This is a genomic window from Streptomyces sp. PL-25, assembly GCF_058344915.1.
In genome coordinates this window covers 4572067-4587725 of record NZ_CP136997.1, presented here as the reverse complement: position 1 = coordinate 4587725, position 15659 = coordinate 4572067, and the positions used below count along the sequence as shown (strand labels likewise).

15 protein-coding genes are annotated in these 15659 nt (G+C 69.4%); 11 read left to right on the top strand and 4 right to left on the bottom strand.

What is annotated here, in order from left to right; genetic code table 11:
• The first annotated feature begins 8 nt into the window (after positions 1–8).
• Together sdhA and R4Z62_RS20825 are read left to right on the top strand one after the other, a co-directional pair.
• Positions 9–1763, top strand: a complete 1755-nt coding sequence (gene sdhA, locus R4Z62_RS20830) for a succinate dehydrogenase flavoprotein subunit (RefSeq protein ID WP_064534844.1) — start codon at positions 9–11, stop codon at positions 1761–1763.
• Positions 1763–2542, top strand: coding sequence for a succinate dehydrogenase iron-sulfur subunit (locus R4Z62_RS20825; protein ID WP_064534842.1), 780 nt, complete (start codon positions 1763–1765; stop codon positions 2540–2542). Before sdhA ends, R4Z62_RS20825 begins: the two co-directional genes overlap by 1 nt.
• Before the next feature lie 125 nt (positions 2543–2667).
• Here the strand turns inward: R4Z62_RS20825 and pyrG are convergent, their stop codons facing one another.
• Both pyrG and R4Z62_RS20815 read right to left on the bottom strand, forming a co-directional pair.
• Positions 2668–4374 carry a CTP synthase gene (gene pyrG / locus R4Z62_RS20820; RefSeq protein ID WP_491520593.1) on the bottom strand — a complete coding sequence of 569 codons (1707 nt, stop codon included), beginning with the start codon at positions 4372–4374 and terminating at the stop codon, positions 2668–2670.
• Between the two features lie 26 nt (positions 4375–4400).
• The gene (locus R4Z62_RS20815; RefSeq protein WP_385496907.1) at positions 4401–5399 is read right to left on the bottom strand and encodes an Lrp/AsnC family transcriptional regulator; all 999 of its coding nucleotides are present in this window, start codon (positions 5397–5399) and stop codon (positions 4401–4403) included.
• A 149-nt stretch (positions 5400–5548) separates the two neighbouring features.
• Between R4Z62_RS20815 and R4Z62_RS20810 the strand changes: the two genes are divergently transcribed.
• From R4Z62_RS20810 to R4Z62_RS20785, 6 genes are read left to right on the top strand one after another with little or no spacing between them, the layout of a single operon-like run.
• Positions 5549–6067, top strand: a complete 519-nt coding sequence (locus R4Z62_RS20810) for a flavin reductase family protein (RefSeq protein WP_355476124.1) — start codon at positions 5549–5551, stop codon at positions 6065–6067.
• 35 nt (positions 6068–6102) lie between these two features.
• Positions 6103–6672 carry a nucleoside 2-deoxyribosyltransferase gene (locus tag R4Z62_RS20805; RefSeq protein ID WP_079159046.1) on the top strand — a complete coding sequence of 190 codons (570 nt, stop codon included), beginning with the start codon at positions 6103–6105 and terminating at the stop codon, positions 6670–6672.
• 51 nt (positions 6673–6723) lie between these two features.
• Entirely contained in the window at positions 6724–7587 is an 864-nt protein-coding gene (locus tag R4Z62_RS20800) for a beta/alpha barrel domain-containing protein (protein WP_355476127.1), read from the top strand.
• Positions 7584–8375, top strand: a complete 792-nt coding sequence (locus R4Z62_RS20795; protein WP_355476129.1) for a creatininase family protein — start codon at positions 7584–7586, stop codon at positions 8373–8375. Before R4Z62_RS20800 ends, R4Z62_RS20795 begins: the two co-directional genes overlap by 4 nt.
• Before the next feature lie 31 nt (positions 8376–8406).
• Positions 8407–9720, top strand: a complete 1314-nt coding sequence (locus tag R4Z62_RS20790) for an NtaA/DmoA family FMN-dependent monooxygenase (RefSeq protein WP_491520592.1) — start codon at positions 8407–8409, stop codon at positions 9718–9720.
• A 4-nt stretch (positions 9721–9724) separates the two neighbouring features.
• Positions 9725–10330, top strand: coding sequence for a malonic semialdehyde reductase (locus R4Z62_RS20785; protein ID WP_355476131.1), 606 nt, complete (start codon positions 9725–9727; stop codon positions 10328–10330).
• Between the two features lie 10 nt (positions 10331–10340).
• Here the strand turns inward: R4Z62_RS20785 and R4Z62_RS20780 are convergent, their stop codons facing one another.
• Positions 10341–10682 carry a winged helix-turn-helix transcriptional regulator gene (locus R4Z62_RS20780; protein ID WP_064534826.1) on the bottom strand — a complete coding sequence of 114 codons (342 nt, stop codon included), beginning with the start codon at positions 10680–10682 and terminating at the stop codon, positions 10341–10343.
• An 89-nt stretch (positions 10683–10771) separates the two neighbouring features.
• Here R4Z62_RS20780 and R4Z62_RS20775 point away from each other — a divergent pair, with 89 nt between their 5' ends.
• The 3 genes from R4Z62_RS20775 (at position 10772) to R4Z62_RS20765 (ending at position 13949) form a co-directional block, all read left to right on the top strand.
• Positions 10772–12313, top strand: a complete 1542-nt coding sequence (locus tag R4Z62_RS20775) for an MFS transporter (protein ID WP_064534824.1) — start codon at positions 10772–10774, stop codon at positions 12311–12313.
• Between the two features lie 418 nt (positions 12314–12731).
• Positions 12732–13142 (top strand): VOC family protein, encoded by a 411-nt coding sequence (locus R4Z62_RS20770; RefSeq protein ID WP_064534822.1) that lies wholly within the window; start codon positions 12732–12734, stop codon positions 13140–13142.
• Positions 13143–13289: 147 nt separating this feature from the next.
• The gene (locus R4Z62_RS20765; RefSeq protein WP_491521904.1) at positions 13290–13949 is read left to right on the top strand and encodes a TetR/AcrR family transcriptional regulator; all 660 of its coding nucleotides are present in this window, start codon (positions 13290–13292) and stop codon (positions 13947–13949) included.
• Between the two features lie 36 nt (positions 13950–13985).
• Here the strand turns inward: R4Z62_RS20765 and R4Z62_RS20760 are convergent, their stop codons facing one another.
• Positions 13986–15527 carry an ABC transporter substrate-binding protein gene (locus R4Z62_RS20760; RefSeq protein WP_491520591.1) on the bottom strand — a complete coding sequence of 514 codons (1542 nt, stop codon included), beginning with the start codon at positions 15525–15527 and terminating at the stop codon, positions 13986–13988.
• Between the last annotated feature and the right edge of the window lie 132 nt (positions 15528–15659).

Sequence of the window (15659 nt, the reverse complement as noted above, 5' to 3'; positions counted from 1 at the left end):
ATCCACTCATGAAGATCCACAAGTACGACACCGTCATCGTCGGCGCCGGCGGCGCCGGTATGCGCGCCGCCATCGAGTCGACCAAGCGCAGCCGCACCGCCGTGCTGACCAAGCTCTACCCCACCCGCTCCCACACGGGCGCCGCGCAGGGCGGCATGGCCGCCGCGCTGGCCAACGTGGAGGAGGACAACTGGGAGTGGCACACCTTCGACACGATCAAGGGCGGTGACTACCTGGTCGACCAGGACGCCGCCGAGATCCTGGCGAAGGAGGCCATCGACTCGGTCCTCGACCTGGAGAAGATGGGCCTGCCGTTCAACCGGACGCCCGACGGGACGATCGACCAGCGCCGCTTCGGCGGTCACTCCCGCAACCACGGCGAGGCCCCGGTCCGCCGCTCCTGCTACGCGGCCGACCGCACCGGCCACATGATCCTCCAGACGCTCTATCAGAACTGTGTCAAGGAGGGCGTGGAGTTCTTCAACGAGTTCTACGTCCTGGACCAGCTGCTGACCGAGGTCGACGGCGTCAAGCGCTCGGCCGGCGTGGTGGCGTACGAGCTGGCGACCGGCGAGATCCACGTCTTCCAGGCGAAGTCCGTGATCTACGCCTCCGGCGGCACCGGCAAGTTCTTCAAGGTGACCTCCAACGCGCACACGCTCACCGGTGACGGCCAGGCCGCCGTCTACCGCCGCGGGCTGCCGCTGGAGGACATGGAGTTCTTCCAGTTCCACCCGACCGGCATCTGGCGCATGGGCATCCTGCTGACGGAGGGCGCCCGCGGTGAGGGCGGCATCCTGCGCAACAAGGACGGCGAGCGCTTCATGGAGAAGTACGCTCCCGTCATGAAGGACCTGGCGTCCCGCGACGTCGTGTCCCGCTCCATCTACACGGAGATCCGCGAGGGCCGCGGCTGCGGTCCCGAGGGCGACCACGTCTACCTCGACCTCACGCACCTGCCGCCGGAGCAGCTGGACGCCAAGCTGCCCGACATCACCGAGTTCGCGCGGACCTACCTCGGCATCGAGCCCTACACGGACCCGATCCCGATCCAGCCCACCGCGCACTACGCGATGGGCGGCATCCCGACCAACGTCGAGGGTGAGGTCCTGGCGGACAACACCACCGTCGTGCCGGGCCTGTACGCGGCCGGCGAGGTCGCCTGCGTCTCCGTGCACGGCGCCAACCGCCTGGGCACCAACTCGCTGCTGGACATCAACGTCTTCGGCCGCCGGGCCGGCATCGCCGCCGCCGAGTACGCCGAGGGCGCGGACTTCGTGGCGCTGCCCGAGGACCCGGAGAGCCAGGTCGTCGAGCAGATCGAGCGGCTGCGCTCCTCCACGGGCACCGAGCGGGTGGCCACCATCCGCCGCGAGCTCCAGGAGACCATGGACGCCAACGTCATGGTGTTCCGCACCGAGCAGACGATCAAGACGGCGGTCGAGAAGATCGCCGAGCTGCGCGCGCGCTACAGGAACGTGTCGATCCAGGACAAGGGCAAGCGGTTCAACACCGACCTCCTGGAGGCCATCGAGCTGGGCAACCTGCTGGACCTGGCCGAGGTCATGGCGGTCTCCGCCCTGGCCCGCAAGGAGTCCCGCGGCGGTCACTACCGCGAGGACTACCCGAACCGCGACGACGTCAACTTCATGCGCCACACCATGGCGTACCGCGAGGTCGGCGCCGACGGGTCCGAATCCATCCGTCTCGACTACAAGCCGGTCGTCCAGACCCGCTACCAGCCGATGGAGCGTAAGTACTGATGGCAACCCCTGTTCTGGACAAGGCGGACGCGGCCGGGCAGCCCGAGCCGGGTTTCGCCGACTCCCCCTACATCACCGTCACCCTCCGGGTGCGCCGCTTCAACCCGGAGGTCTCGGCGGAGTCCGCCTGGGAAGACTTCCAGCTGGAGATGGACCCCAAGGAGCGTGTCCTCGACGCGCTGCACAAGATCAAGTGGGACCACGACGGCACGCTGACGTTCCGCCGCTCCTGCGCGCACGGCATCTGCGGCTCGGACGCCATGCGGATCAACGGCAAGAACCGGCTGGCCTGCAAGACGCTGATCAAGGACATCAACCCCGAGAAGCCGATCACGGTCGAGGCCATCAAGGGCCTGACGGTCCTCAAGGACCTGGTCGTCGACATGGAGCCGTTCTTCCAGGCGTACCGGGACGTGATGCCCTTCCTGATCACGAAGGACACCAACGAACCCACGCGCGAGCGGCTGCAGTCGGCCGAGGACCGGGCGCGCTTCGACGACACGACGAAGTGCATCCTGTGCGCGGCCTGCACCTCCTCCTGCCCGGTGTTCTGGAACGACGGCCAGTACTTCGGTCCGGCCGCCATCGTCAACGCCCACCGCTTCATCTTCGACTCGCGTGACGAGGCGGGCGAGCAGCGCCTGGAGATCCTGAACGACAAGGACGGCGTCTGGCGCTGCCGCACCACCTTCAACTGCACCGACGCCTGCCCCCGCGGCATCGAGGTGACGAAGGCGATCGCGGAGGTCAAGCGGGCGCTGATCACCCGGCGCTTCTGAGGCGTACGCGGACCGGTGCGCCCCGCGCGAGGGCGCACCGGTCCCGCGGGCCCTGTTCCGTACCGGACGTCCGCGCCGTCGAGGCAACGGTGACGGACCGCGCCGCCGACGGCACGACTCACGCATTACTGCGAGTCTGCCTCGGGGTGTGGCGCCAGACGTCCCCCCGAACGGAACTCCGCGCATGTGGCCCGCTCCACCATCGCCTTCACCAGCCCGGCGAACAGCGGGTGCGGGCGCGTCGGCCGCGAGCGCAGCTCGGGGTGGGCCTGGGTGGCGACGAGGTAGGGGTGGATGTCGCGCGGGTACTCCACGTACTCCACCAGCCTGCCGTCAGGGGATGTGCCCGAGAACAGCAGGCCGGCCTTGCTCTCCAGCTCGGCGCGGTAGGCGTTGTTGACCTCGTAGCGGTGCCGGTGCCGCTCCTCGACCCGCTCTCGCCCGTCGTACGTCGCACGCACGAGTGAGCCGTCCGCCAGTACGGCCGGGTACAGGCCCAACCGCATCGAGCCGCCGAGGTCGCCCCCACCCGCGATGACGGGAAGCTGCTCGGCCAGGGTCGAGATCACCGGGTGCCGGGTCGCGGCGTCGAACTCGGTGGAGTCCGCCTCCGGGATCCCGGCCAGGTTGCGGGCCGCCTCGATCACGACGCACTGGAGGCCGAGGCACAGGGCCAACAGCGGCACCTTGTTCTCGCGGGCGTACCGGATCGCCGCCACCTTCCCGAGGACTCCCCGGTCGCCGAAGCCGCCGGGGACGCAGACGCCGTCCACGCCCGCCAGCTGTTCCTTCGCGCTCTCCGGGGTGGTGCAGTCGTCCGAGGCCACCCACTTGATCCGGACCCGTGCCCGATGCGCGAAGCCGCCGGCGCGCAGCGCCTCGGTGACCGAGAGGTAGGCGTCGGGCAGGTCGATGTACTTGCCGACCAGGGCGACGGTGATCTCGTGGTCGGGGTTGTGGACGCGGTCGAGCAGGTCGTCCCAGGTCGTCCAGTCCACGTCGCGGAAGGGCAGGTCGAGCTTGCGGACCACGTAGGCGTCCAGGCCCTCGGCGTGCACGACCTTCGGGATGTCGTAGATCGAACGGGCGTCCGGGCAGGCCACCACGGCGTCCTCGTCCACGTCGCACATCAGCGAGACCTTGCGTTTGATCGCAGGAGGCACCTCGCGGTCGCAGCGCAGCACGATCGCGTCCGGCTGGACGCCGGTGTTCCGTAATGCGGCCACCGAGTGCTGGGTCGGTTTCGTCTTCAGCTCGCCGGACGGCCCGATGTAGGGCAGCAGTGAGATGTGCACGACGAAAACCTTTTCCCGGCCCACTTCGTGGCGGAGCTGACGGACGGTCTCCAGGAACGGCAGCGACTCGATGTCGCCGACCGTGCCACCCACTTCCGTGATCACCACGTCCACCGTGTCCGTCGCCGGGCGACGGACACGACGCTTGATCTCGTCGGTGATGTGCGGGATCACCTGGACCGTGTCCCCGAGGTACTCGCCCCGGCGCTCGCTGGCGATCACCGCGTTGTACACCTGTCCGGTGGTGACGTTCGCCGAGCCGTCGAGGTCTCGGTCGAGGAAGCGCTCGTAGTGTCCGATGTCCAGGTCGGTCTCGGCGCCGTCGTTGGTGACGAAGACCTCACCGTGCTGGAACGGGTTCATCGTGCCCGGGTCGACGTTCAGGTACGGGTCGAGCTTCTGCATGACCACGCGCAGGCCCCGGGCCTTCAGCAGCATGCCGAGGCTGGAGGCGGTCAGGCCCTTGCCGAGTGAGGAGGCGACACCTCCGGTGACGAAGATGTGTCTGGTCGTAGTGGCTTTCGGCAGCGCGGCCAAGGAGGCTCCCGGGGGCATGGGCGGGCTTATGTGGGCGTACCGTTCTTGAGCGGGAGGCGCCGGACGATCTCGGTGCCGACGTCGGAGATGTGCGGCAGCACGCCGAGCGTGTCGACAACGAAGCGGTACAGATTCCCCTCGTCCTCTACGCAGACGTCCACGAGCAGGTTGTACTGGCCCGTCACGGCGGCGCAGAACAATACGTCCGGGCAGGCGGACAGGGCGCCGCCGACGGCTTCGAGACCGGCCGGGTGCACCTTCAGCCGCACCCGCGCCCGCACCGGCCGCCCCAGCAGGGTGGGGTCGACGACCGTGCGCAGGCGCAGCGCCCGGCGCTCCAGCAGCGCCGTGATCCGGCGGCCGGCCGTGGCCGTGGAGAAGCCGAGCTCTCCGGCGAGTTCGGTGAGGCTGACGCGCGCGTTGCGCTTCAGTGCTTCGACGACCTGGACGTCGCCCGGCGTGAGGTTGTAGGGCTGGGCGGGACCGGGCAAGGGCTGGACCAGACTCGCCCGCAAGCGCTTCTCCTCCTCCTCGGTCAGGACAGGGACGTACCACTCGGACTCGTCGCGGAACGTGCGCAGGGTGAAGTCGGCGCCGAGCACATCGACGTCGGGCAGGCCAGGGAGGCCGTCGGCCGTGGCGGTGTACAGCGCGGACCGGGTCTCCACCAGAAGTTCGCACCAGAGACGACCGGTTCCACCGGCCACAGCGTCGACGTTAAGGACCTCGGCCCACGCGGCCAATGCCGTGCTGGCGCTTTCCGGCCAGCCCGCGGCCCTCTTCAATCGCAGGTGGAGGGGGTGGCCGCGGCCCCGCAGCAGCGGGCCGAACTCGGCGGTGCAGTGCGTGACACCCGTGTCCAGGAGCCGTTGCACGCGCCGCGCAACGGCGCGCTCGTGCTCGCCGAGGATGCGCGCCACTTCCGCGACCCCGGCCCGGGGGCTGATCTGAAGTGCGGCCACGATCCGCCGGTCAAGTGCATCGAGACAGTCGGCCTCATCGATTCTGTCGGTATCCATCAGCATGGAGTCAATATGGCAGGATCTTTATCACCGAAGAAAGGTCTGTTGTCTGATTCATTCATCTAGGGCAGACTGTGCAGCCGTCGCCCACGGTGATGCGGCTTGCGCTTTTCGGATCCGACCTGGCTGTACGGCCCGAGAGGACAGAGCTTTTGGCACGCGAGAGCACCACCGCAGCAGTCCAGGACCACGTCACCTCCGATGAGTTCCGCTCCGTCCTGGGGCGGTTCTGCTCCGGCGTCACGGTGGTCACCGCCATGGGGCCGACCGGCCCCGTCGGCTTCACCTGTCAGTCCTTCTCCTCGCTCTCCCTCGAACCGCCCCGCATCCTTCTGTGCGTCAGCCGTACGTCGAAGAGCTGGCCCATCGTCAGGAACAGCGCATCCTTCTGTGTCAATGTGCTCGCCCAGGCCCAGCAGCCGGTCAGCGAACGGTTCGCGCGCTCCGGCGGCGACAAGTTCCACGAGATCGCGTGGACCCCGTCACCGGGCGGCGCGCCCCGCCTCGCCGACGCGACCGCCTGGATCGACTGCCGCCTGCACACCGAGTACGACGGCGGCGACCACCTGGTCGTCATGGCCGGCGTACGACGGGTGGACACGCCGACCGAGCCGCGTGCGCCCCTGCTGTTCTACCGGGGCCGGTACGCGCGTCTCGCCGACGCGTCCTGAACATCCTCCCGCTCCGTGCCCAAGGAGAGACCTCCATGTCAGTGACCCCTGCGTCCGACGAGTCCGCTGCCCTTCAATCCGGCCTCCTCGCCGGACTCGACGTCTTCGTGGGCGGGCCGATCCAACATGCCATCCTCGCCGACGGGTTCGTCGGCCAGTTACAGGATGCGATCACCACGGCCATCGGCACGGTCACCGAGAACGGCGCCAACGTGTTCTCCGCGCACGTCGTCGAGAAGTTCGGCGAGGAGACCGCGTCGTTCACACCCGAGCAGGTCTCGGTACGCGACTTCCGCTGGATGAGGAAGTGCGACGTGTTCGTGCCGGTGCTGCCCGTCCAGCGGGAGGACGGCATCCTGCGCCGCACCGACGGCACCCACGTCGAGCTCGGCTGGGCCACGGCCCTCGGGCGGCCCATCGTCCTCATCACCAAGCAACCCGTCGTCGAGTCCGCCAGCCATCTCCTGAAGGGGCTGCACCGCGTCGGGTTCGTCCAGCACATCGACTTCGACGAGTTCACGGAGAAGCCAAGCCTCCTCGTCGACGCCGTGCTGGGCGCCACCGAGCGCCAGCGCGAGGCGATCGGCGCGGGTCTCGTCGCCTAGGCATCCGTCCAACCCCCCACCCCGCTCACATTCTCCGGACGGAGTCACCGAGTGCGCGATACATCGATCCTCGGAATGCCGTTGACCGCCCCCGTGGTCGTCGGATCCGGGCTGCTCACGGACCAGGAACGCAATATCCGCCGGTTGCTGGAAAAGGGCGCCGGAGCCGTGGTCACCAAGACCATCCATCCCAATCCGCCTCAGGGCCTCGACGAGCGGATCCTGCGGCTGCCCGTCGGCATGCTGAACAGCACCACGTACTCCAAGCGACCGGTCAGCCACTGGCTGCGAGTGCTGCGCTCGTTCGCCGAGGACCGGCTGCCGGTCATCGCCTCCCTGCACGCCGACAGCCCCGATGAACTCGCCGCCCTGGCCCGGGACGTCGAGACGACCGGCTGCCGGGCCCTGGAACTCGGCATCTCCTGCCTCAACGAGGAGGACGGTCTGGAGGACGACAACCCCGACCGGGTCTACGCCTACACCTCCGCCACCCGCAGCCGCACCGGGCTGCCCCTGTCCGTCAAACTCGCCGTCGGCGAGGGTCTCCAGGACCGGGTCCGGGCCGCCATCGCCGGCGGCGCCGACGCCATCACCCTCAGCGACACCATCCCCGGCGCGGCCGTCTCACCCGAGACCGGCGACCTCGAACTGAACGGCGTCTACGGCTACTCCGGTCCTGGCCTCAAACCCCTTGTCCTGGCGGCGACGTGGCAGCTGCGCAAGCGGGGCATCACCCTGCCGATCATGGGCGTCGGCGGAGTGAACAGCGGCCGGGACGTCGCCGACTACCTGAGCGTCGGCGCAAACGTCGCGCAGGTCTACACCGCCCTGCACACCGACATGTACGACACCCTGGAGCGCATCCTCGGCGAGACCCGTGAACTCCTGGGCGAACCCCAAGGAGCGCCCTTATGACTCCACTGCTCACAGACTTGACGAGCAGCCAGGTCACGAACGCGGTGCGGGGACGGACGGTCGTCTGGCCGATCGGGGCGATCGAGCAGCACGGTCCGCACCTCCCGCTCTCCGTCGACCTGCTCCTCGCCGAAGCCGTCGCCGCCGAACTCGCCCACGCCCTCGATGCGTTCGTCCTCCCCGCGCAGGCGGTCGGCGCCCGCTCCCTGCCGCAGAGCGGCGGCGGACTGCACTTCCCGGGCACGCTCTACGTCGGCGGCGACACCCTCGTCCGCTACCTGGCCGAGACGCTACGGGCGCTCGTCGCGCTCCCCATGGCCCGTCTCGTGGTCGTCAACGGGCACTACGAGAACGAACCGTTCCTCTTCGAGGCGATCGACCAGGTGCGTGAGCGAGGACTCCTCGACGACACCGAGGTGTTCGCATTCAGCTGGTGGTCACTGGTCCGCGATACCTGGATCCTCGGGGAACTCCCTCGGTTCCCCGGCTGGCATGCCGAGCACGCCGGGGTCACCGAAACCAGCCTCATGCTCCATCTGCGCCCCGACCTCGTCACCGACGAGCGTCCCCACCACGACGCACCGCCCCGCGCGGGCGTCTACCTGCACCCGATCGACGTCGGACAGAGCACCAACCAGGGTGTCCTGTCGTCGACTTCCGGATCGAGCGCCGGTCTTGGCAAGAAGCTGCTGCGGCACATCGTCGAGGAGGCAACGGCGATGATCCGCGACGGCAAGGGGCTGCTCTTCGCCCAGACCCGGCCCGACCGCCGATCCGGAGGAAAGTGACCGTGAGCCGTCGACCCGGAGGAAGAGAGCAGTGACCAGCAAGTTCCACCTCGCCTGTATCTTCAACTTCACGCCGGACGACTGGCAGGGCCCCTTCGGCACCGGGGGCTCGCCCTGGGACGGGCGCTTCCACACCGAGGTCGCGCAGGCGCTGGAGCGAGCCTGCTTCGACTACGTGATCATCGAGGACAAGTTGATGGTCCCCGAGAGCTACGGCGGCACCTCCGAACGCGCCCTGCGGCAGGGCATGGTCGTCCCCAAGCACGACCCCGTACCGCTGGCCGCGGCAATGGGCCTGGCCACCTCCTGCCTCGGCATCGTCGCCACCCTCTCCACGATGGCGTACCCGCCCTTCATGACCGCCCGGCTGGCCTCCACCATGGACAGCATGCTCGGCGGGCGGTTCGGCTGGAACATCGTCACCAGCGCCGAGGACCTGGCGGCCCAGAACTTCGGCCTCGACAAGCTCCCGTCCCGGGATGACCGTTACGCCATGGCCGACGAATACGTCGACGTGGTGCGGCAGTTGTTCGACTCCTGGGACGCCGACGCCGTCGTCCTGGACCGCGAGAACGGCATCTACGCCGACCACACGAAGGTCCGGCCGATCCACTTCCGGGGCAAGTACTTCAGTGTGCGCGGCCCCCTCAACACCGTGCCGTCCCCACAGCACCGACCCGCGTTCACCCAGGCCGGTGCCTCGCCCCGGGGCCGGGCCTTCGCCGCGCGCAACGCGGACTCGGTGATCGCCATCGCCAACGGCGTGAAGGCCATGAAGGAGTTCCGCGACCAGGTGCGGGCGCACGCCGAGGCGGCCGGCCGGAACCCGGACGATGTCAAGGTGCTGTTCTGTGTCACGCCCACCCTGGGCGAGACCGAAGAGGACGCCCGCGAGAAGTACCGACGGGAGATCTCTTCCCCGCAGTTCATCCACGATGTCCTCGCCGAGACCTCCGCGCTCACCGAGATCGACTTCGCGCAGTTCGACCTCGACGAGCCGCTGCCGTATCGCCTGGAGACCAACGGCGAACAGGGCTCGCTGGACCAGCTCCAGCAGTGGGGCAGTGGGAAGACCCTCCGAGAGCTGGCCATGGACGCGGCCGGCGGGCTCGTCTCCTCGATGGAGCTGGTCGGCACTCCTGACCAGATCGCCGAGCAGATGGGGGCGGCCATGGAGGAGGTCGGCGGTGACGGCTTCATGCTGACGACACCCGTACTGCGCATGAACCGGCGCTGGGTCACCGAGATCACCGACGGGCTGGTGCCCGCACTGCAACGGCGCGGCCTCACCCGCACCGCCTACAGGCACGGCAACACCCTCCGCCAGAACCTCACCGAGTTCTGACCGGATGACACAGACGACACGACGGCTGGTCCTGGACGACACCGCCCAGGACCTGCTGTTCCGGAAGGCGTTCACCGCGGACCGGTTCACCGGCGACCCCGTGGACGACGACACGGTCCGCGCCGTCCACGACCTGGTCCGCGACGGCCCGACCGCCTTCAACCAGCAACCCCTCAGAATCCTCCTGTTGCGCTCGGCCGCCGGCCGGGCGCGGCTGGTCGCCCACCTGTCGAGGAGCAACAGGGAAAAGACCCTCAAGGCACCGTTGACCGCACTCCTCGCCGTCGACAACGAATTCCACCGCAGGCTTCCGGAGCAGTTCCCACAGTTCCCCGGTGCGATGGACCTGTTCACCCGGGACCCCGCTTTCAGAGAACGCTCGGCACTGCTGAACGGAACTCTGCAAGCCGCCTATTTCGTCATCGGGATCAGGGCGGCGGGTCTCGCCGCCGGACCGATGAGCGGATTCGACGAGGACGGTGTCAACCGCGAATTCTTCCCCGACGGCCGGCGATCCGTGCTGTTCGCCGTGAACATCGGCCGGCCCGTACGGGATGCACGCCCGCGCGGCCCGCGCCTGGCGTACGACGAGATCCGTACGACTCTGTGACGCCATGCCGCTATGACGGACGCCGGACCGTCTCCCGGTACCAACGTCCCCACTTGTCCAGTTCCTCGGTGATGGAGTCCAGGCTGTGACCGACGCCCGTCAGTGTGTACTCCACGCGCGGCGGTACCTCCCGGTGGACGGTCCGGGCCACCAGACCGTCCGCCTCCAGCTCCCGCAGCTGTCGGGTCAGCATGCGCTGGGTGATCGGTGGCAGCGCCCGTCGGAGCTCGCCGAAACGCAGCGTACCCGCCGCCAGCTGCTTCAGAATGGCCAGTTTCCATCTGCCGCCAAGAATTTCCATGGCGAACTCCACCGAGCAGCAATCGGGTGCTTCTTCGACATCGGAACGCACCGCTGACCTCCATTGGTATACCGATTTGAACCAGGGGACACAAATGATCGTACTTGCGGCTCGCGTTGATACGCGCGGAAACTGAGGATATGTTGAACAAGGACGCGCCCGCACCGGCACGGACACCGGAGGAGACCGCCTCGCCCGACCGGCGCTGGCTGGTCCTGGCCGTGGTCTCGGGCAGCCTGTTGCTGTGCGGGATCGACCTCACCGTGCTGCATGTGGCCGTGCCGAGCATGAGCCGCGACCTCCATCCCAGCGCCGCGCAGTTGCTGTGGGTCGTCGACGTGTACTCGCTGGCACTCGCCGCCCTGCTCGTGACGTGCGGGACACTCGGGGACCGTATCGGCCGGCGCAAGATGGTGCTGAGCGGATTCTTCGCCTTCGGTCTCGCCTCGACCGCCTGCGCGTTCTCCACCTCCACCGGCCAACTCATCGCCGCGCGTGCCGCGTTGGGCGTCGCCGCCGCGATGATCATGGCCTCGACGGTTGCGATCATCCGGGTCGTCTTCACCGACGACCGGGAGCGGGCCCTGGCGATCGGCATCTGGACCTCCGCGCACAGCGTCGGCGCGACCATCGGGCCCCTGGTCGGCGGGATCGTCGCCGAACGCTGGGGCTGGGGCGCGGTGTTCCTCGTCAACGTCCCCGTCATTGTCGTCATCCTGGCCGTGGGCGCCCGCGTCGTCCCCGAATCGAGGAACCCCGTGCCGCGCCACTGGGACGTGGCCAGTGTCGCACTCTCCGTCACCGGGCTCGCGGGCGTGGTGTACGCGCTGAAGCAGGCCGGCGAGCACGCCGGCGTGGACACCGTGATCGTGATCACGGCAGTCGGCGGGGCCGCGCTGCTGTACGTCTTCGTGCGCCGCCAACGCTGCCTCACGGAGCCGCTGCTGGACTTCTCCCTCTTCAACGAGCGCCGGTTCACCACCGCCACCCTGTGTGTCATCGGCTGCTTCGGCAGCTATGTCGCTCTGCTCTTCTTCCTCACCCAGTGGCTCCAGCAGGTCGGCGGCTACTCGCCGTTGCGCGCCGGGCTCGCCCTGATGCCGTTGGCCGCCGCCAACGCGGTCGGCGCGGTCACGGCGCCCTGGGCTTCCGCGCGCTGGGGCAACCGCCGCTCGCTCACCGGGGCGCTGCTTCTCTTCGCCGCCGCCTACGCCGCGATCGCCGCCGTCGGGGACACCGCGCACTACGGGGTGCTCCTGCTGCCGCTGCTGTGTGCCGGGTACGGCGCCGGGATCGTGATGACGCTGGGCGCGGACTCCATCATGAGCGCCGCCCAACCCGAGCGCTCCGGAGAGGCCGCCGCCATCCAGGAGACTTCCTTCGAACTCGGTGCGGGCCTCGGCGTCGCGTTCCTCGGTACCGCCCTGACCCTCGTCTACCGCACCGGTCTGCCCAAGGTGCCGGGTCTTGCCGCCGACGATCACGCCCACGCCGAGGAGTCCTTCTCCGCCGCCGAGGACACCGTCGCCCACCTGCCGTCACCCACCGCCGACGCCGTCATGAGGGCGGCCCGTCAGGCATACGACCGGGGGTTCACGGTCGTGGCGGTCATCGCGACGACCGTGCTGATCGCGACGGCGGCCCTGGCGGCGGTGATGCTGCGGCCGAAGGCGTCGAAGTGAGCGCGGCCAGAAGACCGTGTCCAGTGTGGCTAGGCGGTCGTCGAGCCGTGTATGGGGCGCGGTACGTGGAGTTGGATCGTGCCGCACGGACTGCTCTCCGCAGCCGGTCCGGCTGGACAGCCCGGCCATGGCCATGGTTTTCCGGACTCACATCCACGGTGCCGCCGGTGCGCCGGATGACGTCAGGCGCCGCGCGATTGCGGCGGCGCGGTGCTCCTTTCGGTGAGCTGCGGTGGTGCGGTGAGCCGGTGGCCGCGGCCAGAGCCGCCCACACGGCCCCCGGACTCACCGACAGCGTCCGGTACGGAACGGTACGGAACAGAGCCCGCGGGACCGGTGCGCCGGGCGGGTGACCTCGCGGGCCGCCGTGCGGGGTGGGCGCGCGGGCGGGCGGCCGGGCCGTACCTAACCTGATCACATGTCAGATGACGAGTCGTACGAGCTGCTCGGGTTCGACAACGTGCTGCTGGCCGTGGGTGATCTCGACGAGGCCGCCGCCTTCTACGGGCGGGCCGGGTTCACGGTGGCCTTCCGGCTGGACGAGGCGGGGATCGCGCTGCTGAAGGTCGGCGGGGAGACCCCGGGGATCCTGCTGCGCCGTCAGGAGGCGCTCGGGCACCGGCCGCCGCCCTGGCACACCCCGCGGCTGTGGCTGGAGGTCCCGGACGCCCGCGCGGCGGCCCGCGCGCTGGCGGCGGCCGGGATCGAGCCGCTGGACGCGCCGGTGGCGCAGGCGACCGGCTGGACCGTGGAGATCGCCGACCCCTGGGGCAACGTCCTCGGTCTCACCGACTACACCAAGCGCCCGGAGCTGGGCCGCAGGCCCTGAGCGGCTGGCCGCCGACGGCGCGCGGGCACTGGCTAGGCTCTGTCCGTGTCCGAGAAGAAGAGCCCCGGCGGCAAGAGCGTGACCAGCGGCGCGGGCCCGGCCCCGAGCAAGTCCGAGCAGACCCGCGCCCTCATCCTGGAGACGGCCATGCGCCTGTTCCAGGAGCGCGGCTACGACCGGACGACGATGCGGGCCATCGCGCAGGAGGCCGGGGTCTCGGTCGGCAACGCGTACTACTACTTCGCGGGCAAGGAACATCTGATCCAGGGCTTCTACGACCGGATCGCCGCCGAGCACCGGGAGGCGGTGCGCGAGGTCCTGGCCCGCGAGACGGGTCTCCAGGCGCGGCTGGCGGGGGTGCTGAAGGCATGGCTCGACGTCGCCACGCCGTACCACGAGTTCGCGGTGCAGTTCTTCAAGAACGCCGCCGATCCCGACAGTCCGCTCAGCCCGTTCTCCCCGGAGTCCGAGCACGCGCGCGTGGAAGCGGTCAGCGTCCACAAGGAGGTGCTGTACGGGGCGCGGACCAGGGTGCCGGCGGAGCTGCGCGAGGTGCTGCCCGAGCTGATGTGGCTGGCCCAGATGGGCCTGGTCCTGTACTGGGTGTTCGACCGCACCGAGGGCCGTGAGCGCAGCTACCGGCTGGCCGAGCGCGGTGCCCGGCTCACCGCGCGGGGGGTGTCGCTGGCCCGGTTCCGGGCCCTGCGTCCGCTCGTGCTCGACGTGCACGAGCTGTTCACGGACTTCCTGCCGGGGATGACGAAGGCGCTGCCGGATCCGGCGGCCAGGGCCCGCGAGCAGGCGTGACGGCCGCCGGGCGGCGGGCCGCCCGGCGGGTGCGGGTCAGATCCAGGTGAGCTTCCACAGGCGGAAGACGCCCGTGCCGTCCGAGAGGTACTGGCCGCCGCCGACGTCCTCGGTGGTGACGACGTACTCCTTCTGCTGCCACAGCGGGACCAGCGGGACGTCCTCGGCCACCTTCGCCTGGAGGCTGCGGAAGTCGGTGGCCGCGCGGCTGCGGTCGGTGTACTGCTGGCTGTCGGAGACGAGTGCGTCGACGGCCTTGCTGCTGTAGCCGGTGTTCATGCTGCTGCCGGTGCCGACGAGCGGGCCGCCGAAGGTGTCCGGGTCGGGGTAGTCGGCGACCCAGCCGACGGCCCAGGCGTCGAGCTTGCCGGAGGTGTACCGCTTCTGGAAGTCGGTCCACTCGTAGCCCTTGACGTCGACCTTGAACAGGCCGCTCGCCTCCAGCTGCTTCTTGATCTCCGCGGCTTCCTGGGCGCCCTGGCCGCGGCCCTCGCCGTAGCCGTAGGTGAAGCGCACCGGCGTGGAGACGCCCGCGTCCTTCAGCAGGTCGCGGGCCTTCTTGGCGCTCTGGGCCGGGTAGGAGTCGAAGAAGGACGTGGTGTGTCCGGTGATGCCGGCCGGGACCAGGGAGTACAGCGCGTCGACCGTGCCGTCGTAGACGGAGGTGACGAGCTCCTCGCGGTTGACCAGCCAGGCGATGGCGCGGCGGACCCGGGCGTCGTGCAGCGGCGAGGAGTCGTGCGTGTTGAGGTACAGGTTGCGGGTCTCGGCGCTGTCGGACACCGACACGCGCTGCTTGGGGTCGCTCGGGTTCAGCCCGGCGAGCACCTTCGGGGTCAGCGTGCGGGTGGCGACGTCGACCTGCTTGTCCTCCCACGCCTTGTCGAGCGCGGTGCCCTCGGTGAAGTAGCGCACCTGGACCGGCTTGGCGGAGCCGCTGATGGCGCCCTTGTAGGAGCCGTTGGGCTTCAGCTCGGCGCTCTTGTCCTTGCTGTAGCCGGTCAGGCGGTAGGGGCCGGTGCCGTCGGCGTCGTTCCCGGTGCGCAGCGAGTCCAGCGCGTAGCGGGTGTGGTCGACGATGGAGCCGGCGCCGGTGGCGGCCTTCAGCGGGAAGGTGGTGTCGGGCGTGGAGAGGTGGAAGGTGACGGTCATGCCGTCGGCCTCCACCGAGCCCAGGGTGGAGAACAGGGAGGACGGGCCGACCTGGGAGTTGATCTTCTTGACCCGGTCGAAGGAGTACTTGACGTCCTCGGCGGTCATCGTCCGGCCGCTGGGGAACTTGAGCCCCTCGCGGACCGTGCAGCGGTAGGTGCGCGAACCGCCGCCGGTGAAGCCGCAGTCCTTGGCGGCGTCCGGCACCGGCTGGGTGCCGCCGGGCTCGAAGGTCAGCAGCGACTGGAAGACGTTGCTGTACAGGGCCCAGGAACCGGCGTCGTAGGCACCGGCCGGGTCCAGCGAGGTGACGGCGTCCGTGGTGCCCAGGACGATCGCCTTGTCCTTGTCACCCTGCGACGGCAGGAGTTGCCAGCCGCCCACGCCGACCACCGCCAGAACCAGCAGTGTCAGCAGAATCCGCATGCGAACCGACCGCATCGGTGATGCCCTCCCCAGGCCCTTCGCGAGCCGCCGTGCATATGCCACACCCCTAAGGGCCGCGCACACATAATCACACGATGTTCACCTCGGGGAAGAGGTTCCAGGAAGGGATGA